Origin of the sequence: Bacillus sp. NMTD17, assembly GCF_002998735.1 — a bacterium.
GTDB lineage: Bacteria > Bacillota > Bacilli > Bacillales > Bacillaceae > Bacillus.
The window spans coordinates 845,274-867,076 of record NZ_PVRH01000001.1; the positions used below are offsets into that span (position 1 = coordinate 845,274).

The following is a 21,803-nucleotide window of genomic DNA, read 5'->3' on the forward strand; positions in this document are numbered from 1 at the left end:
TTCAATAATCTGAGAACGTGCTGTAAATCTGCACGTTCTTTTTTTATCCTTGTTTTTATAGGAAGAAGCAGGGATTATTATTTAGAGGATCGAACTATTTTTTATGCGTAAAAGGGGGAGATACATTCATGAAGAAATTGATGACGGCAGAAGATTTAACGAAGATTGTTTCTGTTTCTCATCCGGTTTATTCACCAGATGGAAAAAAGGCGGTTTTTACAAAAGTCACGGTGAATGAGAAAAAAGATGATTACAACATCCATTTATGGGTTCGAGATGAAGAGACAGAGGAGCTGTCACAATGGACATTTGAGGATGGAAAGCATCATCAGCCAGTGTGGTCAAAAGACAGCAGGCAGCTTGCTTTTATTTTGCAAAAGCCAAAGGAAGTTCCTCAGCTGGCACTGATTCAGAGTCAGGGAGGCGGTGTGCGCACCTTAACGGCGATTCCATACGGGGTATCTCATCCTGTCTTTTCACCAGATGGAGCTTTCATTTATGCGGCTGTGTCACTGAAACAATCAGAATCTGTTCATGATGAAAAAAAGGAAGAGCGAGATGATTTCGCTCCTGCGGTATATGATGATTTGACCTATAAAGCAGATGGCAGAGGTTATTTAGATGGGCGTTTCACGCAGATCATTCAAGTGGATACCCACTCAGGAGAGGTAGAGGCTGTCACGAGCGGGCAGCATCATCATGTGAGTCACACGGTCTCTCCGTGCGGGAAATGGCTTGCCTATATTCAATCAAATCCTCAGATACCTTACATAAGTGACGTGTGCCTCCTGTCATTAGAGGACAGTACGACAAAGAAAATCACACAATCAGCTGGCGCTTATTCCACCGTGTCTTTTTCTCCAAATGGAGAGAGCCTCGTGTATATCGGACATGAGCGCGAATTTCAAAATGCTACCTTCCCAGCATTATGGCTGTATGATCTGAAGGAAGAAAAAGTAGTTCAGCTGTCAGAAATGCTCGATATGTATGTGGGCAACTGTATGGCAGGAGATAGCGTCATGGGCGAAGCCAATCAGCTTCCGCAGTGGACAAAGGATAGCCAGGGGTTTTATGCGCTTGTTTCTGATCAAGGCAGTACAGGGATTTATTATTTCTCCGTTGAAGGCTTAGCCTATCCAGTTCGATTAGAGGCAGAACATATTACAAACTTCAGCCTTCATCCAGATGAATCCAAATTGCTGCTCAGCCGGCTTACGCACGTTTCACCAAGTGAGCTGTATGAGCTGACATTAGGGGAGGCGGATCTAAAGCAAATCACGTTCGAGCATGACACCTTTCTTAAGGAGCATGTCCTATCGGTACCAGAGCCATTTTCGTTTCAGTCAAAAGAAGGTGATGAGGTGCATGGCTGGTTTATGAAGCCTTCCCAAATGGAAGACGGGAAGAAATATCCTCTCATTTTAGAGATTCATGGTGGACCGCATGCGATGTATGGTTATACGTATTTTCATGAATTTCAAATGCTCGCTGCTGAAGGCTATGCCATCGTATATATCAATCCTCATGGCAGTCATGGATACGGACAGATGTTTAGCGACCGTGTGAGAGGAAGCTATGGTGGCGTTGATTATAAGGATGTCATGCAGGCTGTTGATCATGTGCTCAAAGCCTATGATTTACTTGATGAAACGAGGCTCGGAGTAACAGGCGGTAGCTATGGAGGTTTTATGACAAACTGGATTGTCGGGCAAACCGACCGCTTTCGCGCAGCCGTCACACAGCGGTCCATTTCAAACTGGATTAGCTTTTATGGCATTAGTGACATCGGTTATTACTTCACAAGATGGCAGATTGATGGGGATATTTATGATTCGGCCGATAAGCTATGGGATCGTTCGCCGCTAAAGTATGTGAAGCAGGTGAAGACGCCGCTTCTCATCTTGCACAGCGATGAAGACTATCGCTGCCCAGTTGATCAAGCAGAACAACTTTTTGTAGCACTGAAGGAGCTTGGGAAAGACACAAGGCTCGTCAAATTCCCGAAGGCATCTCATGATTTATCCAGAAGTGGCCATCCGGGGCAGCGTATTCAAAGACTGACCTTTATGAAGGACTGGTTTAGAGAGAAGTTAAGTTAATAATGAAAAAAACGACCCGAATTCGGGTCGTTTTCATGTCATATATGAATTAGAAAACCTGTTCAACTTCTACAACGCCAGGCACTTCTTCTAATAATGCGCGCTCAATACCGGCTTTCAATGTAATGGTTGAACTTGGGCAGCTGCCGCATGCACCAAGAAGACGTAATTTCACAATGCCATCTTCAATGTCTACAAGCTCACAGTCTCCACCATCACGTAATAGAAATGGACGAAGTTTGTCCAGTACTTCCTGTACTTGGTCTTTCATTTCGACTTCAGTCATTAGATATAATCGCTCCTTTCACAACATATCACCATTATATTCATCTGGACGATAAAAATCTATTGATTGGTTTCAAAGTTTCCTTCTCATTATAGCACAATCTCATCTTGAAACAAAAAGTGATTTTGACTTTTTTCATACAGAAAATTCAGCTAAAATAAAGAAAGAATAGGGGGCTTGCCAAATGAATCAAACCGTTGATCTTTATGTATATGGAAGAGATGTACTGTGTGCTAGCTGCGTGAATCTGCCTTCTTCAAAAGACACATTTGAGTGGTTAGATGCAGCGTTAAAACGAAAATATCCGAATCAGCCGTTTCGCATCACATATATTGATATTGAGCACCCGCCAGAAAACGAACACCAAAAAGAATTGTCTGAACGAATTCTTGATGATGAATTCTTTTATCCGCTTGTCTTAGTGGAGGATCAAATTGTTGGAGAGGGCAATCCAAAATTAAAAGACATTTATCAAGAAATGGAGAAATACGGTTACACGGAGAGCAGTGAATAAACTGTTCTTTTTTTGAGAAAAAAACAGAACAAACGTTCCTTTTGGGTTGAAAAAGAACGTTTGTTCGATTATAATCAAATGAAAGGAGCGTGAGCATCATGAATTATTTACTGAAACAATCTCTTCATCAGCAAATACCAATTGAGATGATTTATATGAAGAAAAACGGAGAGTGCACGAAGCGTAAAATCATTGTCCACCGTCAAACAGACCAGCTCATCCAAGCGTATTGTTTATCGAAGAAAACGATGAGAACTTTTCGTAAAGACAGCATCCTTGCCCTTGCTCCGATCAAATTGACCCGTTCATCGGCACATGCCGTTTCATAGAAAAAAAGCTCCCTCGTCATGAAGGAGCTTTGAGAAAAAATTCACATGATGTTAGCCATTGTGATGCTTGTACATCCAAAGGAGTCCGGATTTTAGAAGTCTTGGTACACGCCCAATAAGTGGACGATCTGCTACTAAGCCAAAGCCGGCTTTTTTCCCTAAAGATCCTAAGACACCTTTTAGCTTAAACTGAGGATAAGCCTCAGGAAGCGGCTCGTTTTTCCAACGTTTTTGCAGAGATTGGACAATTTGTTCTGCCTGCGCCTCGGCAAGCTGTGCACTTGGGGCATGCGGCAAGCTTGCGCAATCACCCACGACATAGACATGCTCATTTTCAGGGAGATTGTGATGAGGTGTTAATACGACGCGGCCTTGTGCGTCTTTTTCAACATCCATCTCCCGTACCACTTTGCTTGGCTGAATGCCTGCTGTCCATACGATGACCTCTGCTTCAATGGCGTCATCATGGTTGTAAACAACACCTTCTTCAACCTTCGTAATATTGGCACAGTTAATGATCTTTACGTCATTTTCTTCAAACCACTTTTGCACATATAAACTTAATCTTTTTGGGAAGCTTGATAGAATCAGCTCTCCGCGGTCAAAAAGAATAATGTTTAAATCAGCACGGCTTTCTCTTAATTCACTGGCTAGCTCTACCCCGCTAAGTCCAGCACCGACGATACCAACCGTTGCACCTGCACCCAAATTGTTTAATTTGTTATACGTATGTCTTGACTGATCAATGGTTTGAATACTGTATGTATGTTCTTTCGCACCAGGGACATTATGATACTTGTCCTCACAGCCGAGTCCAATCACCGTGTCGTCATAAGGAATGGGTTCACGGTCGCTGAATAAGATCTGTTTGTTTTCAATATCAATTTTTTCTACTTCCCCATATTGAATATCCAGCTTCGGATGCTCTGGAAAAGATACTCGGATGTGATGATCAGAGATTGTTCCAGCAGCGAGTGCATAATATTCTGTTTTTAAACAGTGGTAAGGATTTCGATCAACTAATGTGATAGTAACATCATCAGGTAATTGATTTGGCAATAAGCGGTGGAGAACCCGCATATTCCCGTAACCTCCGCCGATCAAGACTAAATTTTTCATGACGATTCTCCTTTTCCCCGTAGACATTGAAAAACACTTATACTAAAAAACTTTAAGTTAAAATACCAAATAAAATTATATCGAATTTACTGTGAAACCACAATAATTGTTTCAAAATAACCTACATATTCATTAGTTAGTCCTAAATAGTAAAACATTTTACGAGGAATAGGCGTAACGATACAGATGAAGCTCATGTTTTGACTAATAGAAGGAATTTCGGTAGGATGGTAAAGCAATGTGAGGTGAAGCAAAGTGTTCCCACTGATCGAATTTTGTGTAAGTAATCTTGCACAAGGGTCTCAAGAAGCAAAAGAGAAGCTTGATAAAGACCCAAACCTAGACGTTATGGAATACGGCTGTTTAAGCTATTGCGGCAAATGTATGGACTCCCCATTTGCACTTGTGAATGGAGAATTTGTTTCAGGAGAAAATGCAGAGCAGCTAGTCGAGCGTATTTATGCTTTTATAGAGGAAAATGAGATGTTTTAAATGCACCACATGGGTCATGAGGTGCATTTTTTTCTTACTTCAATCTTCCATTTTTAAGGAGAATGCATAGAAAGCGCATCCAATATGTTATGCTAATAAAATATCATCAAAATGAAGCATCACACGAGAAAAAAAGAGGCATATGCATAATAAAAGCCCTTTGCCATGGCAGCAAAGAGCTTCTATGTATGAAAAACGGGGGATGATAAAATTGTCTCCTGAATCGACTCCTTTTATACTATAAAGAAACAACATTTTTGGAGGAAGCTCATGACATCATTTCAATTCACGAAAATGCACGGATTAGGAAATAATTATATATACGTCAATCAGATGAAGGAACAGCTTCCAGAAGAGCAGCTATCAGAGATAGCGATCCGCGTTTCTTCTGTTTATACAGGAATCGGTTCAGACGGAATGATCCTTATTTGCCCATCAGATGTTGCACCTGTGAAAATGCGCATTTTCAACAATGATGGATCAGAGGGTAAAAACTGCGGCAACGGTCTGCGCTGCGTCGCAAAATATGTGTATGAGCATCAAATCGTAACAGACACAACGTTCCAGATTGAGACATTGTCAGGACTCGTTGAAGCTACCGTTCACGTGCAGGATGGTCACGTTCATTTAGTGACAGTAGATATGGGGAAACCTCGTTTTGAAAAAAAAGCGATGCCGATGCTTGGTGAACCGGCCAGCACAACGATTCATGAAGCACTTGATTTTGGCACTGTGACTTTAAATGGAACGGCTGTTTCAATGGGAAATCCGCACATCGTTTTTTATTTAGAGGACATTGAAAAGGCACCGCTTGATACAATTGGGCCAATCATCGAAAAACACGACATGTTCCCAGAAGGCGTCAATGTAGAATTTGTAGAAGTGGTCAGTGAAACAGAACTGCATTTTCGTGTGTGGGAAAGAGGGTCTGGCATTACTCAAGCCTGCGGAACGGGAGCTTGCGCTGCGGCTGTATCCACGATTGTGAATGGACAGGCGAAAAAAGAAACGGACATGACGGTTCACTTAGCAGGCGGAGATCTCATCATTCGCTGGAAAGACAACGACCATGTGCTCATGACAGGGCCTGCTGAAACGATTTGTGACGGCACATTTTATCTGTAAACCATTTATTTGAGAAAAGGCACCATCACGTTTATAATTGAAAAGAAACATCCAGTCAAAAGGAGGGATGATCATGAGTACACCAGTAACCATTACAGAAGCTGCTGCACTGCAGATTAAAGATATGATGAAAGAACATGAAGAAGAAAATGCGTTCCTGCGAGTGGGCGTAAAAGGCGGCGGATGCAGTGGTCTTTCATACGGCATGGGCTTTGACCATGAAGTTTCAGAGAAAGACACGCAGTTCGAACAGCAAGGCATCCAGGTCCTTGTCGACTCCGAAAGCCTTGATATCATGAACGGCACCATCATTGATTTCAAACAATCACTAATGGGCGGCGGTTTCACCATCGACAATCCGAATGCGATTGCTTCATGCGGATGCGGTTCTTCTTTCCGAACAGCGACGAATACCGGTACGCCGGAAGAGTGTTAACAACTGATCATGGATTAAGATAAGCCTTCTTGTTCGTTTGTTTTTGTAAACAACACGATCGAGGAGGCTTCTTTGATGAGGAAAATGAACCATAAAAAAGACACTCATTCAGTGTCTCTTTCTCATATTGCTTCTTCTATTTTCAACAGTTCTTTATCCAGGACATCCACCAACTCTTGGGTGCTAAACATATAGATCACCACTTCTTTATTGCCATCTTCCACATGGACTTCAATCACAATTTTAATATTTGCGAGTTTTTCATGGTACACCACTTCATAAGTGCCCATTTTTTTCGTTTCATTGTTTTTATTCATTTTTTGAACTTTGGAGAGTATCTGTTTGATTTCTTGATCACTCAAACCAGAATCTAAAATTGAAGTGGACACACGCTTTAAAAAAGGTCCTAGTTGATCAACATTAATATTCAATCCTGCTGCGAACTGAGCATAATGTTTGTTATAGTCTTTTGCAAACAGTTCTACTGAGCCACCAATCATCAGTAATAAGCACAAACTGATCATTAAACGCTTTAACATCTTTCCACCTATCCTTCATTATGAACTTCTTCATTTCCTATATCGGTTGATCAGATGAAACCTTCATTGATTCCATTATCTCTTCAACAATTTATAAATCGCTCAATTTTGTTACAGCTTGCCCTCACAACTGGCTATTTCCACCCAAAAAGAGTATCATGATAACCAAACATAAACTGTAGGTAGAGAAAAGAGGTTGCTGAGGTTTGAGTGAACAAATCAATTGCAGGAACTGTCATGAACTGATTCCGTATCGTTCCAAAACGTGTCCAGCTTGCGGGATTGAGAAGCCGCTTCCGAAAAAGGAACGTGTGAAGGATCGGGTGATTTTGGTTGTGGCAGGGATTGTTGTGGTGCTGCTTGCTGCAATGGTACTTGGAATGGCGAATGCCTATATTGGGGTTTTTAAATAAACGAAAAAGGAGTTCCGCTAGTGGGAACTCCTTTTTTGATCCGCTTTTATTTGTTTTCAAATAAGCTTGTGGAATGAAGAGGCTGTACACGGGCTTTCGGGTCCATGTAGGCTTTCGCATTGTTGACAGCCGTTGGTGCTTCACCAAATCCGCTGGCAATCAATTTGACCTTTCCTTCATACGTGCAGATGTCTCCTGCCGCATAGAAGCCTTCAATGTTTGTTTCCATTGTGGATTTCACGACGATCGAGTTCTTTTCGATTTCAAGACCCCATTGCTTAATTGGACCAAGGGAGGAAACAAAACCAAAGTTGACGATCACGTCGTCCACATCAAGCACTTGTTTTTTGTCGCCTTTGACTTCTTCGAGCACAATCTGTTCAATGCGGTCTTCACCAATGAGCTCAGTTGGGACAAATGGCGTCACTACATTGACTTTCGAATTGTGCAGGTTTTCTACACTGTGCTCATGGGCGCGGAATTTATCACGGCGGTGAATAATGGATACTTCTTTTGCGATAGGTTCAAGCATCAGAGCCCAGTCCACTGCAGAGTCTCCGCCGCCAAGAACGGCCACACGTCTGCCGGCAAATTGGTTCAAATCATTAATGAAGTAATGCAGGTTGCTTCCTTCAAATGATTCTGCTGCACCTAGCTCAAGCTTTCTCGGTTGGAATGCACCGTTACCAGCTGTGATGATGATCGTTTTAGAATAATGAATCTCTTGATTTGTCACAAGTTTAAAAATGCCATCTGCCTGCTTTTCAACCGTTTCAACTGCTTGCTCTAAGCAAATGGTTTGATCAAATTTATCCATTTGTTCCTTTAAGTTATCAACTAATTCTTGTGCGCGGATTTTTGGAAAACCAGCCACATCATAAATGTATTTTTCAGGGTAAAGAGCGGATAATTGACCGCCGAGCTGAGGAAGGCTTTCAATGATTTTCACACTTGCCTGTCTCATGCCACCGTAAAACGCAGTAAACAATCCTACTGGGCCGCCCCCGATAACGGTAATGTCATATACCTTAGAATCTTCTTGCATTCCTTTAATCCTCCCAAATGAAAATTGTTATCACTATATCATATCATACCACATATCGTCGTTTGACTTGTTTTGAAAAACTTGTCGTTTTTTGATGCCGAAGCTTTGAAAAAGAGGAAAAAGCGAGAAAGACCGTTTATCATAAGGATTTTCAGTTTAAAGCCTTGAAAAAAGGAGCAGAACTCGCTATTATTGTTAAGGGAACTAAATATTAATTTTTTATGAATTTTTGTCGGATACGGTCAAATGCTTTCGTTTTATGTAGGTGAAAGTTCAGATTTTCACATACTTATTTTTTTGTTTAAATTTCATAAAATGCCGGAAAGCGGTTGAGAATAGCAATATGTAATTCTTTATCCGTTTTACAGCAAATTTAAAAAAGGTGGATGTGATTCCAGTGAATAAACCGAAAATCGTTGTATTAGGTGCAGGTTATGGCGGATTAATGACTGTAACAAGATTAACAAAACAGCTTGGCACAAATGATGCGGACATTACTCTTGTGAACAAGCATAATTATCATTACGAAACAACATGGTTACATGAAGCAAGTGCAGGTACACTTCATCATGACCGCTGTCGTTATCAAATCAAAGATGTGATTAACAGTTCCCGTGTCAACTTTGTACAAGCAACAGTTGAAAGCATTAATAAGGAAGCAAAGAAAGTTGTGACATCAGATGGCGAACTTTCTTACGACTACCTTGTTGTTGCACTTGGTGCTGTTCCTGAAACATTTGGTATTGCAGGACTGAAAGAATATGCATTCTCAATCTCTAATATCAACTCTGCTCGTCAGCTTCGTGAGCACATTGAGCTTCAATTTGCGACGTATAATACGGAAGCTGAAAAACGTCCAGAGCGCTTGACAATCGTTGTCGGCGGTGCAGGCTTCACAGGTATTGAGTTCCTTGGTGAGCTTGGAAACCGTGTGCCTGAGCTTTGCAAAGAGTATGATATTGATCAAAAAGACGTACGTATCATCTGTGTAGAAGCTGCACCAACAGCTCTTCCAGGATTCGATCCTGAATTGATCGACTATGCAATGAACTACCTTCAAGGTAAAGGTGTTGAGTTCAAAATTGGTACAGCGATCAAAGAATGTACGCCTGAAGGCATCATTGTTGGAAAAGACGATGATACAGAAGAAATCAAAGCTGAAACTGTTGTTTGGGCTGCTGGTGTACGCGGTAACCCAATCGTTGAAGAAGCTGGATTTGAAAACATGCGCGGCCGCGTAAAAGTGTCTCCAGATCTTCGTGTACCAGAAAATGATGATGTATTCATCATCGGTGACTGTTCATTGATCATCAATGAAGAAATCAACCGTCCATACCCACCAACTGCACAAATCGCGATGCAGCAAGGTGAAACAGTAGCGAAAAACCTTGCAGCACTAGTTAAAGGTGGTTCTCTTGAAAGCTTTAAGCCAGACATCAAAGGAACAGTTGCTTCTCTTGGTGAACACGACGCTGTAGGTGTTGCGTTTGGTAAAAAACTTCAAGGAACAAAAGCTTCTGCAATGAAGAAAATCATCGACAACCGTTCTTTATTCATGGTTGGCGGCCCAGGACTTGTTCTGAAAAAAGGAAAATTCAAGTTCTTCTAAACCGATATAGACAAAAACGTGTATCCTCGTGATACACGTTTTTTTATGGCATATTTTCTTACTTGGTCATCGGAAGCAAAGTATGGTATGATAAATTATCAGAAAATTTAGATTAAGGGAGTGAGCAATATGAATGCACATACAAAAGAGAAGAAGACCACCTGTCTATATTGTTCGGGGAAAGGATATTTTCAGCTATTGCTCGGCGGATCTGAAACATGTGAGGAATGTAAAGGGACAGGAAAGAAGCTTTAATCCAACTGCTTTTTCCATTGATTGACTTCATCTCTATTTCCAAGTTAAACTAATGATGGGATATTTGGGGGTGGAGATGAAGTGATCAGTTTACCAGTCGTTATCATTTCAGTTATTTTATTTTTCGTGTTATTCTTCGGTATTGGCTTTTTGCTCAATATGCTGCTGAGAATGTCATGGATTATGGCTATTTTATATCCAATTGTATGCCTTTTCATTATCAATAATCAAAAGATGATCGCTTATGTCAGAGAACCGGGCATTGCTTTTTCAGGGATAGGAGAACGCATTGTCTCTCTCGCTGCGGCAGATATCATTATCTTGTTAAGCGGTCTGATTGGTGCAATTGCATCAGGTTTTGTCATCAATGCACTTCGAAAAAGAGGGTATCAAATGTTTTAACTCACTTGTAGACATGCAAGTGGGTTTTTTTGTTTCTCCTTTGCATAGTTTCCATTTTGTTTGGAAACAAATAGATGGGTAGAGGAGTGACAAATAAAGATGAAAACATGGATGAAACGATTGTTCATGACAGCCCTTTTCATGCTTGCTCTCTTGACAAGCTTTACGGGCATATCTGGAGTTGAACCAAGTGATTTAGCTGTCTGGGTGAAAGAGACTGACCCTGGCAAGCAAGTATCTTCTTTTTTCCAACAGCAAAAAAGGGAAACGATGGCACTCAAAAGTGATGACTTGCGGGCTGTTTCTCTCGAAGAAGCGTTTAATTGGAACGATTACCCGAAGCAAAAGGTTGTCGCCACAGGTTATACAGCAGGTGTGGAATCAACAGGTAAAACGAAGGAACACCATGCATATGGCATTACATATTCAGGCGTCAAAGTGAAACGTGACTTATATTCAACTGTGGCAGCAGACCCATCAGTCTTTCCGATTGGAACCGTGCTGTTTATCCCAAACTATGGCTACGGAGTGGTCGCAGATACGGGAAAAGCCATTAAAGGTCATAAGCTTGATTTATACTATGAAACCGTAGATGATGTGTATAGAGAATGGGGTAAAAAAGTGCTTGATGTGTATATCATCAAAAAGGGCGAAGGGACGTTAACGGAAAAAGACTTAAACCAGCTCAATGAAGCAGAATCAATGCAAGTGTTCCGTCAGCAGTTTCAAGCCAATAAAGAATAAAAAAGCTTTGGACAAGTTTTAGGTCCAAAGCTTTTTTCGCTTCTACATGAAGTAATAATCTAAGATGAGTGTCAGTAAGATCCCTGTTAAGCCGCCAAAGAAGACTTCAATCGGCTTATGACCAAGAAGCTCTTTTAATTTCTTTTGCTTTTCTTTTTCTTCTGCACTCGGGAAATTCTTTGCTTCAGAAACAAATCGGTTAAAATCTGTTACCAGCTTGTTAAGTACAGTCGCCTGTTCTCCTGCCTGTCTGCGCACACCTGTCGCATCGAACATGGTAATAATGGCAAAGATGGCGGAAATGGCAAAGATAGATGTATCTAGCCCGTGCTCTAAAGCCACTGCTGTTGAGAGTGCTGTTACGGCTGCGGAGTGTGAACTTGGCATTCCGCCTGTGCTTGTAATGAGCGACCAATCTAGTCGTCTAGAAATGATAAATTGAATCGGTACTTTTACAAATTGAGCAAAAAAGATGGCTGCAAGGCTGGCAAGCAGCGGAAAATTCATCAGTACGCTCATGAACAAGAAACATCCTCTCTGTAAGAAAAAATATGGTGCGAAATGATGGACTGTATACCCTAGTAAGATGAAAAAATGATAGCAGTATCAAATGCTGCCAAGTCCATGTTCAATTATAACATTAAAGAAAGTAGATGTGGAACGAGGAGAATGCAGGCGGGCTGCTCAAGTTTTCATCGCTTTTTTCATGATGCCCTTCCGCGTGTGAAAATATAAATGTTCATCAAGTAAAGACAGACTGGCAATGATCGTATAGGCACGTAAATTTTGATATAATAGAAGTTCCAATGTGAAAAATGGAGTTCATTGAAGGAGCGTGTGATAAATATGTTTTTCTCGACAAATGAATTGCAACATAAAGATACACTGGTGATCGGACTTTTTCAAAAGAGCCAATTATCAGGAAAAGCAAAAGAAATGGATGAATTACTTGAAGGAAGAATCACTGAATTATTAAAAGAAGGCGATATTTCATCTAAACGAAATCAGCTTTCGAAGTTTTTCCCATCCCCTGAGACAGGCATCAAACGCATTTATTTTGTCGGACTTGGGAAGGAATCAGATTACACGTTTGAAGAGGCAAAAGAAGGGTTTGCCCATTTATTTAAAAAGCTCCATCAAGATAAAAAGCAAGCGGTTTCGGTCTTGCTGGATACGTTTATTGGAAAGGATCTGCCTGCCCAAGATGCAGCCCATGCCCTTTCTGAAAGCTGCCTTTTAGCTACATATGAATTACAAGATTTTAAACATAAAACAAATGAACCGGATCGCTTCATCGAGTTTGTTTATGCAACGACGGATCATGATACAGCTGAAATTCAGGCAAGTCTGAAAGTGGGCGAGGTCTACGGACAGTCCGTCAATTCGGCCCGTACCCTTGTGAATATGCCGCCGAACATGCTCACATCCTCTGATCTGGCTTCGTACGCGGCAGAGCTTGCGTATAAATACGAATTTGAGATTGAAATTTTAGATAAAGAACAGATGGAAGAGCTCGGGATGGGCGGAATTCTAGCTGTCAATAGAGGCTCAACAGAACCACCAAAGCTGATCGTTCTGAAATATCAAGGCAAGGAAGAATGGACAGACGTCATCGGGCTTGTCGGTAAAGGTATCACGTATGATACTGGTGGCTATTCTTTAAAGCCAAGAGCCAGTATGGTTGGAATGAAAACGGATATGGGCGGCTCAGCCTCTGTTTTAGGTGCCATGGAAATCATCGGTGAACTGCGCCCAGAGCAAAATGTCATTGCTGTCATTGCCTCAACCGATAATATGATCTCGGCTGATGCCATGAAACCAGATGACGTCATTGTGTCGCTTAGCGGTAAAACAATCGAAGTACTGAATACGGATGCAGAGGGTCGTCTTGTTTTAGCAGATGGGGTGACATATGCGAAGCAGCACGGTGCCTCGGTTCTTATAGACGTGGCGACATTAACAGGCGGAGTCATTGTGGCACTTGGAAATGAGACAACAGGCGTCATGACGAATAACGATGAACTATATGCTCAGTTTAAAGAGGCATCAGAAGAATGCGGTGAAATGATTTGGCAGCTGCCAATCACTGAAAAAGATAAAAAGCGCGTACGAAACAGCAAAATGGCGGATCTCAATAACTCACCAGGCCGCGATGGTCATGCGATCATGGCAGGAGCATTCATTGGTGAATTCGCTGAGGATACGCCTTGGGTTCACTTAGATATTGCAGGAACAGCAACAACAGAAAAGCCTTCATGCTTTGGGCCAACAGGGGCGACAGGTGTGATGGTACGGTCATTGGCCACATTTGTGGAACGATTTGAAGGAAAGAAATAAAGGATCAGGCTCTGCCAAATGGCGGAGCTTTTTTTATGTAGGACATACGCCATTTGACGAAGAAAATTTTCTATGGTAACATACGTTGGTACTTTAATTATCTACTACATTAGTAAACTAAAGGATTTCGGGGGTTTCACCATGAATGCAGTTGTTTTAGCGGTTGTTTTAATGTTGATATTAAGCTTGCTGCGGGTCAATGTCGTGATTGCGCTGGCACTCGGTGCTTTAGCTGGCGGACTTGTAGGTGGATTAGGCCTGGGAGGAACAGTGGAAGCCTTTACTGACGGGCTCGGAGGAAATGCGACAGTTGCCATTAGCTATGCACTTTTAGGGGCATTTGCTGCGGCGCTGACAAAAACGGGTCTTCCAGATGCCATGGTTGAAGGAGCAGTGAAGCTTCTAGGAAAAGAAGGCGACTCAAGAAGAAAAACATTATCAAAAGTACTGATCATTCTTGTGATTTTGATCGTATCTTGTTTTTCACAAAACGTCGTTCCTGTTCACATTGCCTTTATTCCGGTCTTAATTCCGCCATTATTAAAAGTGTTTAACGAGCTTCAAATTGACCGCAGACTGCTAGCGTGTGTCATGACCTTCGGACTCACTGCACCATATATTTTACTTCCAGTCGGTTTTGGACAGATTTTCCACGGAATGCTCCGTGATAACATGAAAGAAGCAGGATTGACTGTTCAATTAACAGATGTTCCATTGGCCATGCTTATCCCTGTAGGGGGCATGATGCTCGGGTTGCTTGTTTCCCTTTTTGTGTATCGGAAGCCAAGAGTATATGAGGATCGAGATATCACGGACGTAGAAAAATCAGCTTATACAAAAAAGAGCTTATTGTTCGCAGTGCTGGCTATCTTAGTATCACTCATTGTCCAGCTTTATTTATCTCAAAGCCTTGGCGTGGAAGGAATGATCTTCGGTGCACTGGCAGGCCTTCTTGTTCTGTTTGCCACAGGCATGATGAAACGAGATGAAGCGGATGCGCTGATTACTTCCGGTATGAATATGATGGCATTTATCGGCTTTGTCATGCTTGTAGCGGCTGGATTTGCCAACGTATTAACGAAAACAGGAGATATTGAACAACTAGTGAAAGCATCTTCTCAGTTCATTGGAAACAATCAAAGCGTAGCGGCCATTTTAATGCTATTAGTTGGTTTACTTGTGACAATGGGGATCGGTTCATCCTTTGCGACGATTCCAATCATTACAACCATTTTTGTTCCGTTATGTATGCACTTAGGATTTAGCCCACTAGCCACCATTGCCATTATTGGTTCAGCTGCGGCTGTTGGGGATGCAGGTTCACCTGCAAGTGACAGTACGCTTGGACCGACATCTGGGTTGAATATGGATGGACAGCATCACCACATTTGGGGTACTTGTGTTCCAACCTTCGTATTTTATAATGTTCCGCTTGTCCTGTTCGGCTGGCTTGCGGCAATTATTCTTTAACATGAAAGCTTGTAGAGAAAACGTTGTTTTTTCTATAAGCTTTTTTTGTGATGTTTTATCCATTTGTTCACTTTCTGAAGGTGAAAAATAATTAGGTCTAAAGTATGAATTAAATGAATCTTTCTTTCTCTTTCTTACGTATATATGCTGATAAAAATGAAAAGGGGAAGATGAGAGATGTCTTTTTTTAAAAAGCTAGCGGCAAGTGCTGGGATTGGTGCAGCGAAAGTAGATACTATTTTGGAGAAAAACGCCTATTATCCAGGACAAGAGGTAAGGGGAACCGTCCATGTAAAGGGAGGGAAAATCTCTCAGGACATCCGCTATATCAATGTCAAGATTCAAACACAGTATGTGATTGTGAAAGATGATGAAGAGCATAGAAAATATGTGAATATCTTTACTTTACGGGTGACGGATTCTTTTACCATCCAGCCTGGAGAAAAGCATGAATTTCCGTTTTCATTTATTCTTCCTATCGATACCCCGATGACGATCGGAAAAGTAGAAATTGCAGTAATGACAGACCTTGATATCCAAGGAGGAATCGATAAATCTGACTATGACCGCATTTTCGTTGAAGCACATCCTTGGGTGAGAAATGTACTGGAGGCCACTAGAAATCTTGGCTTCCACCTGAACGAAGCAGACTGTGAACAAGCGCCTTACTTCCAGCGCCGACTGCCATTTGTTCAAGAATTTGAGTTTATTCCGACATCAGACTACTATCGCTATATGCTTGATGAGCTAGAGCTGATTTTTCTGATAGATGAAGGCGGCTTAGACATTGTGTTTGAAGTCGACCGCAGAGCAAGAGGCCTCAGAGGGTGGCTTGAGGAGATGTATAACGATGGAGAACAGCTGGTACGCTACCGCTTCAGTCCAGCAGATCTTGAAGATGTAGAAGTGCTTGAGGGAATGCTAGAAGGAATCATCGATCAATACGCTGAATAAATGATGGAAAAAGAGCCTGAATGGAGACAGGCTCTTTTCTATGCGACTTGTAGATGATGTCTGCCCTTATGATGCGGCTTGTTGTTTTCGAAAGGACGTAGCTTTTGAAACAGAGCGATAAATTTTAGGTGCCAGCATCGCAAGTAATATCGTCAATGCGTAATCTTTCACCATAAACCAGATCATAAAAAACCACGTGGTTTGATAAGAAATTGGGGCATTTAGCCACACATTTAATGCGAGGTACGTATAAGTCGTTCCGATCACATACATGACGGTCGTACCTGCAATAGCTGCAAGCAAAAAGCGGCCAAAGCCAGGGTTTTTTCTTTTTTCTAAAATGAATCCAGCTAGCCAGGCAGCAGGAATATACGATAAGATAAAACCACCGCTTTTGCCTAAAATCACCCCAAAGCCTGCTGAAAACTGTGCGAATACAGGTGCGCCAGCAATTCCAACCAAGGCATACACAATCATCGCTAATGCGCCAAGCCGTCTGCCAAGCAAAAGACCAGCAAGTACACAAAAAAACGGCTGCATCGTAATTGGAATTCCGCCGACCTGTAAAAACGGTACAATGGATGTGATATTCGCACCAATCGCCATGAGTGCAGCAAACATTCCGACTAACACAAAATCAGCGGTTCTTGTTTTCTGTTGCATGATGTTTCCCCCTGTCTTATCTGTACAAATAGATTAAGGGGATGAGTGTTATTTGTCAACCTGTTTTTGTTATGGGTTAACAATAAAACCCGCCCATCAAATGGGCGGGTCTGTATTAAGCTTCTGTCATAGAAGACGCATCGATCGCTTGATGAACAGGCACATAATCATAGCCGAGATCACGAGCGACGGCTTCATATGTGATATGTCCGTTCATGACATTGACACCTTCTGCGATGGCTTTGTTTTCTTGAATGGCTTTTGCAGCGCCTTTATTAGCAATTTGCAGCGCATATGGAACGGTGACATTCGTTAAAGCAACAGTCGATGTCCGTGGAACGGCTCCAGGCATATTGGCGACAGCATAATGTAAAATACCGTGTTTTTCATAAGTAGGCTGATCATGTGTTGTGATATGATCGATTGTTTCAACAATTCCGCCTTGGTCAATGGCTACGTCTACGATGACGGAACCGGGCTTCATTTGCTTCACCATTTCTTCCGTCACAAGCGTTGGTGCTTTGGCACCTGGGATCAGCACCGCACAAATGAGAAGGTCTGCCTCACTGACTGAATCGGCGATGTTGACAGGGTTAGACATTAACGTTTTCATTTGATGACCAAATTGATCGTCCAGCTGACGTAAGCGTTCTGCGTTTACGTCAATAAGAGTGACATCTGCGCCAAGCCCAATCGCCATTTTCGCTGCGTTTGTTCCAACAACACCGCCGCCTATAATTGTGACTTTCCCTCTTGATACCCCTGGTACGCCTGCGAGCAAGATGCCTTTACCGCCTTTTGGCTTTTCTAAAAATTGTGCACCGATTTGAGCGGCCATTCTGCCTGCCACTTCAGACATTGGTGTTAAGAGAGGGAGTGATGTTCCGTCCGTTACTGTTTCATAAGCAATAGCTGTGACGCCTTTTTGTTTTAAAGCTTCAGCCAAGGAGGGCTCTGCGGCAAGATGCAGGTACGTAAATAAGATGAGTCCTTCTCTGAAATATGAATATTCCTCAGGTAATGGTTCTTTTACCTTCATGATCATATCAGAAGATGCCCACACATCTTTCGCTTGATCAAGAATTTCTGCACCAACAGATACATAATCGTCATCAGTGAATCCGCTTCCAAAACCAGCGTTTGTTTCAATTAAAATCTGATGTCCAGCTGAAAGTAATTGAGAAGCTGCTCCTGGTGTTAATGCCACTCGGTTTTCATTGTTCTTAATCTCTTTCGGAATGCCGATGATCATGTTTATTCCTCCCATGCTTATCTATTCATATTGTATGTCTAGTGTATCCTGAATGTTTAAAAAATGCTTCGGTTGAAATAAAAAATAAAAAAACGCCTCTTTGTGAAATTTCACAAATGGACGTTTTTAAGCTTCATATCAAGGTATATGGTCATTTTCTCATTCATGTTTTTTAAATCTATTTCTGCAATGTCTGTAATACGTTTTAATCTGTAATTCAAGGTATTGATGTGGATGTTTAATTGCTTTGCGGCAATATTGGCATTGCTGTCACAGTCAATAAATCGTTCAAGGGTTTCGACTAGGTTGGAATGATGCCTCAGGTCGTAATCTTCCAGCTTTGATAAAGAGTAACTGGAGTAAGATGAGCCCCTTCGTTTTTCAGCGAGGACATCTAAATATTGATAAATACCAAGTTCAGAAAAACTGTGTAAACGTTCGGTTTCAACAGGAAAGCGCTCTTTTGTTTTTAATACAGCCAGTGCTTCTTTATAGGAAGGCTGAATATAAGAGATGTTATCGTAAATTCCACCAATCGCTGCTTGAACGTGATGGATATGATAACGGTCAGACAGCTGCTGCAGCATGCCGCTTGTGAATTGTTTAATATCGTGCAGCGGGTGTTCCGTTTTGGGTGAGACAAGAATAATGAATTCGTGAAAATCAACAGTTGTTAATAGCACTTGGACTTGCTGCGTTGTTTCAAGCAGGTAAGATAGCTTTTTTTCAGTGTCTTCTGTGAGTTCGTCACGAAGGCGGAAAATGATGATGGCATACGTGTCTGGACATCTGATGCCAAGTCTTAAAAATAGGTCTAGCATCTCATCCTTTTCATGAATATGACCTGTGAGCATCTTCCAGAAAAGCTCCTGATTGCGTTCTTCTGTTTTCGTTTTGCGAATTTGTAAGTTAAGTAATTTGTTTTTAACAGCATGTGCTGCCATCTTCAGAAGGTCCATTTCTTCTTCTGAAAAAGGCTGTGTGGACTCAATCGCCCAGATAAAACCGAGTACTTCTTTGTCCTTCCAGATTGAAATGGCAACCCTGCTAGATAAACCCACCTCTGCAATTTGAGGGACACGAAGCGGTTCGTCTGTTTTAAGGAGTGTAGGAATGATGCCGTCCTTCCAAAGCCGATTAATGACTTTTTCCGGTACCCGGCGGGAGATAATGGTTGAAGTTCTGGCGGGATCAGTAAAATCATTATGTGTGCTATAAGCCAACAATCGATGATGCGTATCTTCTATAGTAATAGGGCAATTGAGCACATCACTAATTTGGTCTGCCACATCCTCTAAACGATCAAGGCTGTACTTAAATGGATCTGTCTTTTTTGTCATAAAAACCCCTGCTTTTTCGAATATTTCACGTACTTACATTATGAAGAGAAAGAGGTACGTAAATCAATAACAAAATGCCATAAATTTAAAAAAGAGATCGCTCTGAGAAGCGAGCGCATCGATGCTAAAAGTAGGCGAAAAAGAAATAGTACAATAATAACGTAGTAATAAATCAATAGGCGGAAAGATTCAGTGAAGTGTGTCTACACTTATTAAGAATATATGACCAAAAAAATGTTAAATACTAGATAAAAAGCGAAAAAACAGTAATTCCATAGACTCATTTTGTAAAATAAAAACAGATTTGTTTGACTGTGTATCATTTCTGTTTTTATAATAATAACGTCAAAAAATAAGTGGATTAGCCCATTATATGGCGGCTATGCACGGGAGGTAATGAGGAATATGTCAGGAATTATTCGCGTAACCCCAGAAGAACTAAGAGCGACCGCTAAGCAATATGGTGTTGAAAGTCAAGAAGTGTTAAACCAAGTTGATCGTCTAAATAGAATGATCTCTGATTTAAAAGGAATGTGGGAAGGTGCTTCTAGTGAAGCATTTGCTGATCAATACGAGCAGTTAAAGCCTTCATTCATCAAAATGTCTGATCTATTAACAGATGTCAGCAATCAGCTTGATCAAACGGCAAATACACTTGAAAGCACTGACCAAGACATCGCAAGCCAAATCCGCGGCTAATCAAAGGGATTTCCTTTCTAAGTGTGAAAAGCAGAAAAAGCGCCGAGTGTGTCAATGGATGCCGGCGCTCTTTCTATTTTGTGAGGTGGAAATTTGTGTATATCGATATTACCATCGACTTAAAAAATTATGATGGCAGTGTGTTTGATTTGAGACTATCAAATTATTTACATATTAAACAAGTCATCCATATCGCCTGGCAGGCAAAACAAATCTCACTTCCTAAGCGAGAAGGCGGCTGGGTGCGAGTAGTCAATAAGAAAGCTGTGTTTTCAGGCGAATATAAGCTGTCAGACTGTGGAATCACCACAGGAGACAGGCTGGAAATACTATGAAAGGACTTTTGTAAATGGCAGATAAAAAGAGTTCCTATTTAGAAGAACAATTAGAAGCAGTGATGAAAAAAGAGGGTGGCACCTACAGCTTCATTTTTCAAAGAGAGACAATTAAACTCTTAGACGGTTTAGAAGCGGCACCGATCAAAGACATCAATCCTTCATTCAAAAAAGAGATTCAATTAACTGAAGATGAGGTCATCATTTCTATTCAACCGCCTCCTGCCTATCAGGAATTTCGTTTCATCCATGCAAAGGATGAAAAAAGCAAATGGATTTTTTCATACCAGCTTGTCGATGCAGTGTGCAAACACGACGTGAAGCGGCTGCATCCTATTGTTTCTCCTGAAAACATTGTTTTTCATCAAGGCTTAGCTCCTGCATTTTTGCATTACGGCGTCAAAGAAAGCATCCCGCCATATGAAACGGATGAACATCGTTTATTAAAAGAAGTCAAAGCCGTCATTCTTCGAGTGGTGGACCATGAATATCAGTTTCAGGAATATGTGGCATACAGTGAGACGCTGAAACTATCTGAACTGGCAAAAGAAATCGTTGAAACGCAGTCGCTGGAAGAATTGTCTGCCCTCACTCAGCAAAAAATCGAAGCGATTGAAACGAAAGAGAAAACGCTATTAACCATTCCGAAAAAGAAATGGAAGATCGAACGATATATCGGACTAGGTCTGCTTGTCCTATTAATCCCGGCATTGGTGTACACCATTTACACCTTCTTTTTTGCGATGCCGAAACAAGAAGCGTATGTCGAGGCAAACAAATATTATCTCAACAAACAGTACAGCCAAGTGGTGGATACGTTAGAAAAATATTCAGCCAATCAAATGCCGGTCTCTCTTCAATATGAACTGGCCATTTCGTATGTACAAACGAATCAAGGCAACCTGTTACTCGATCAGCATAAAAAAGAAATCACAGATACATACACATTACAGACTGATCCGCAATATTTCCTTTTCTGGATTCATATTGGACAAGGCAATAGCAAGGAAGCACTTGATATTGCACGTGTACTTGGAGATGACCGGTACATATTCACGGCACTCGTCGCCTACCGCAATGACATTCAAAACGATGACAGTCTTACTGCAGAAGAAAAACAAAAACAGCTAGACCCGATTATTAAGGAAATGGCGAAATATGAAGAAAAAGAAACAACGGAGACAAGCACCAACGACTCCTCGGGCGCAAGCCAAACAGATGAAACAGCTGAACAAAAAGAGCAGTCAAAAGCCGATCAAGAGAAAAAAGAGAAAGAATCTGAAGCGAAAAAGAAAACCTCTCAGACGAAAAAAGATGAGAAAAAATAATTCTTTCGATACAACTGA

At 41.4% G+C, this 21,803-nt stretch carries 24 protein-coding genes and 1 pseudogene; 17 read left to right on the forward strand and 8 right to left on the reverse strand.

Translation table 11 applies throughout. The features are described 5' to 3' along the window. Window positions 1-128 precede the first annotated feature (128 nt). Window positions 129-2,099 (forward strand): alpha/beta hydrolase family protein, encoded by a 1,971-nt coding sequence (locus C6347_RS04305; protein WP_066030451.1) that lies wholly within the window; start codon window positions 129-131, stop codon window positions 2,097-2,099. 49 nt (window positions 2,100-2,148) lie between these two features. Here C6347_RS04305 and C6347_RS04310 read toward each other — a convergent pair. Beyond that, window positions 2,149-2,448: pseudogene (locus C6347_RS04310) on the reverse strand (NifU family protein). A gap of 121 nt (window positions 2,449-2,569) precedes the next feature. On the opposite strand from C6347_RS04310, the gene C6347_RS04315 reads away from it, so the two are divergent. Further along, on the forward strand, window positions 2,570-2,899 hold the full coding sequence (locus tag C6347_RS04315; RefSeq protein ID WP_003212989.1) for a YuzD family protein: 330 nt from the start codon (window positions 2,570-2,572) through the stop codon (window positions 2,897-2,899). Window positions 2,900-2,997: 98 nt separating this feature from the next. Further along, on the forward strand, window positions 2,998-3,228 hold the full coding sequence (locus C6347_RS04320) for a WYL domain-containing protein (RefSeq protein ID WP_106030449.1): 231 nt from the start codon (window positions 2,998-3,000) through the stop codon (window positions 3,226-3,228). Window positions 3,229-3,279: 51 nt separating this feature from the next. Here the strand turns inward: C6347_RS04320 and C6347_RS04325 are convergent, their stop codons facing one another. Next, window positions 3,280-4,347 carry an NAD(P)/FAD-dependent oxidoreductase gene (locus tag C6347_RS04325; RefSeq protein ID WP_106038216.1) on the reverse strand — a complete coding sequence of 356 codons (1,068 nt, stop codon included), beginning with the start codon at window positions 4,345-4,347 and terminating at the stop codon, window positions 3,280-3,282. A gap of 255 nt (window positions 4,348-4,602) precedes the next feature. On the opposite strand from C6347_RS04325, the gene C6347_RS04330 reads away from it, so the two are divergent. From C6347_RS04330 to erpA, 3 genes are all read left to right on the forward strand, one after another. Next, complete coding sequence (locus tag C6347_RS04330) at window positions 4,603-4,839, forward strand: YuzB family protein (RefSeq protein WP_003213414.1); 237 nt, start codon at window positions 4,603-4,605, stop codon at window positions 4,837-4,839. A gap of 270 nt (window positions 4,840-5,109) precedes the next feature. Continuing rightward, the gene (gene dapF / locus C6347_RS04335) at window positions 5,110-5,964 is read left to right on the forward strand and encodes a diaminopimelate epimerase (protein ID WP_060597233.1); all 855 of its coding nucleotides are present in this window, start codon (window positions 5,110-5,112) and stop codon (window positions 5,962-5,964) included. A gap of 73 nt (window positions 5,965-6,037) precedes the next feature. Next, complete coding sequence (erpA, locus tag C6347_RS04340) at window positions 6,038-6,400, forward strand: iron-sulfur cluster insertion protein ErpA (RefSeq protein ID WP_012011138.1); 363 nt, start codon at window positions 6,038-6,040, stop codon at window positions 6,398-6,400. A 122-nt stretch (window positions 6,401-6,522) separates the two neighbouring features. Here erpA and C6347_RS04345 read toward each other — a convergent pair whose 3' ends face one another. Further along, window positions 6,523-6,939: a hypothetical protein gene (locus tag C6347_RS04345; protein WP_106071454.1), complete on the reverse strand. Its 417-nt coding sequence runs from the start codon at window positions 6,937-6,939 to the stop codon at window positions 6,523-6,525. Between the two features lie 206 nt (window positions 6,940-7,145). Here C6347_RS04345 and C6347_RS04350 point away from each other — a divergent pair, with 206 nt between their 5' ends. Continuing rightward, on the forward strand, window positions 7,146-7,352 hold the full coding sequence (locus C6347_RS04350; protein WP_012011136.1) for a hypothetical protein: 207 nt from the start codon (window positions 7,146-7,148) through the stop codon (window positions 7,350-7,352). A 46-nt stretch (window positions 7,353-7,398) separates the two neighbouring features. Here C6347_RS04350 and yumC read toward each other — a convergent pair whose 3' ends face one another. Further along, the gene (gene yumC, locus C6347_RS04355; protein WP_034659862.1) at window positions 7,399-8,397 is read right to left on the reverse strand and encodes a ferredoxin--NADP reductase 2; all 999 of its coding nucleotides are present in this window, start codon (window positions 8,395-8,397) and stop codon (window positions 7,399-7,401) included. A gap of 391 nt (window positions 8,398-8,788) precedes the next feature. Between yumC and C6347_RS04360 the strand changes: the two genes are divergently transcribed. The 4 genes from C6347_RS04360 (at window position 8,789) to C6347_RS04370 (ending at window position 11,407) form a co-directional block, all read left to right on the forward strand. Beyond that, window positions 8,789-10,006 (forward strand): NAD(P)/FAD-dependent oxidoreductase, encoded by a 1,218-nt coding sequence (locus C6347_RS04360; protein ID WP_161937191.1) that lies wholly within the window; start codon window positions 8,789-8,791, stop codon window positions 10,004-10,006. A gap of 129 nt (window positions 10,007-10,135) precedes the next feature. Continuing rightward, on the forward strand, window positions 10,136-10,261 hold the full coding sequence (locus tag C6347_RS19195; RefSeq protein ID WP_181185437.1) for a YuiA family protein: 126 nt from the start codon (window positions 10,136-10,138) through the stop codon (window positions 10,259-10,261). 81 nt (window positions 10,262-10,342) lie between these two features. Continuing rightward, window positions 10,343-10,663: a YuiB family protein gene (locus C6347_RS04365; protein ID WP_034659859.1), complete on the forward strand. Its 321-nt coding sequence runs from the start codon at window positions 10,343-10,345 to the stop codon at window positions 10,661-10,663. Window positions 10,664-10,762: 99 nt separating this feature from the next. Beyond that, window positions 10,763-11,407, forward strand: coding sequence for a 3D domain-containing protein (locus tag C6347_RS04370; protein WP_106036546.1), 645 nt, complete (start codon window positions 10,763-10,765; stop codon window positions 11,405-11,407). A gap of 42 nt (window positions 11,408-11,449) precedes the next feature. Here the strand turns inward: C6347_RS04370 and C6347_RS04375 are convergent, their stop codons facing one another. Beyond that, window positions 11,450-11,926, reverse strand: coding sequence for a divergent PAP2 family protein (locus C6347_RS04375; RefSeq protein ID WP_034659857.1), 477 nt, complete (start codon window positions 11,924-11,926; stop codon window positions 11,450-11,452). A 327-nt stretch (window positions 11,927-12,253) separates the two neighbouring features. Between C6347_RS04375 and C6347_RS04380 the strand changes: the two genes are divergently transcribed. The 3 genes from C6347_RS04380 to C6347_RS04390 all read left to right on the forward strand — a co-directional run bounded on the left by C6347_RS04380 (window position 12,254) and on the right by C6347_RS04390 (window position 16,168). Further along, the gene (locus C6347_RS04380) at window positions 12,254-13,744 is read left to right on the forward strand and encodes a leucyl aminopeptidase (protein WP_066030456.1); all 1,491 of its coding nucleotides are present in this window, start codon (window positions 12,254-12,256) and stop codon (window positions 13,742-13,744) included. Between the two features lie 141 nt (window positions 13,745-13,885). Next, complete coding sequence (locus tag C6347_RS04385) at window positions 13,886-15,214, forward strand: Na+/H+ antiporter family protein (RefSeq protein WP_060597228.1); 1,329 nt, start codon at window positions 13,886-13,888, stop codon at window positions 15,212-15,214. A 177-nt stretch (window positions 15,215-15,391) separates the two neighbouring features. Further along, window positions 15,392-16,168 (forward strand): sporulation protein, encoded by a 777-nt coding sequence (locus C6347_RS04390; protein WP_106036547.1) that lies wholly within the window; start codon window positions 15,392-15,394, stop codon window positions 16,166-16,168. Window positions 16,169-16,234: 66 nt separating this feature from the next. On the opposite strand, the gene C6347_RS04395 is transcribed toward C6347_RS04390, so the two are convergent. From C6347_RS04395 to C6347_RS04405, 3 genes are all read right to left on the reverse strand, one after another. Continuing rightward, on the reverse strand, window positions 16,235-16,831 hold the full coding sequence (locus tag C6347_RS04395) for a biotin transporter BioY (RefSeq protein ID WP_106048242.1): 597 nt from the start codon (window positions 16,829-16,831) through the stop codon (window positions 16,235-16,237). 115 nt (window positions 16,832-16,946) lie between these two features. Further along, window positions 16,947-18,083 carry an alanine dehydrogenase gene (gene ald / locus C6347_RS04400; RefSeq protein ID WP_060597226.1) on the reverse strand — a complete coding sequence of 379 codons (1,137 nt, stop codon included), beginning with the start codon at window positions 18,081-18,083 and terminating at the stop codon, window positions 16,947-16,949. Window positions 18,084-18,193: 110 nt separating this feature from the next. Further along, window positions 18,194-19,423, reverse strand: coding sequence for a sporulation transcriptional activator AdeR (locus C6347_RS04405; RefSeq protein ID WP_034659848.1), 1,230 nt, complete (start codon window positions 19,421-19,423; stop codon window positions 18,194-18,196). A gap of 405 nt (window positions 19,424-19,828) precedes the next feature. On the opposite strand from C6347_RS04405, the gene C6347_RS04410 reads away from it, so the two are divergent. The 3 genes from C6347_RS04410 to essB all read left to right on the forward strand — a co-directional run bounded on the left by C6347_RS04410 (window position 19,829) and on the right by essB (window position 21,785). Next, window positions 19,829-20,122: a WXG100 family type VII secretion target gene (locus C6347_RS04410; protein ID WP_003213769.1), complete on the forward strand. Its 294-nt coding sequence runs from the start codon at window positions 19,829-19,831 to the stop codon at window positions 20,120-20,122. A gap of 95 nt (window positions 20,123-20,217) precedes the next feature. Further along, window positions 20,218-20,457 carry an ESX secretion system protein YukD gene (gene yukD / locus C6347_RS04415; RefSeq protein WP_003213579.1) on the forward strand — a complete coding sequence of 80 codons (240 nt, stop codon included), beginning with the start codon at window positions 20,218-20,220 and terminating at the stop codon, window positions 20,455-20,457. A gap of 14 nt (window positions 20,458-20,471) precedes the next feature. Continuing rightward, window positions 20,472-21,785: a type VII secretion protein EssB gene (gene essB / locus C6347_RS04420; protein ID WP_066030460.1), complete on the forward strand. Its 1,314-nt coding sequence runs from the start codon at window positions 20,472-20,474 to the stop codon at window positions 21,783-21,785. The last annotated feature ends 18 nt before the right edge of the window (window positions 21,786-21,803 follow it).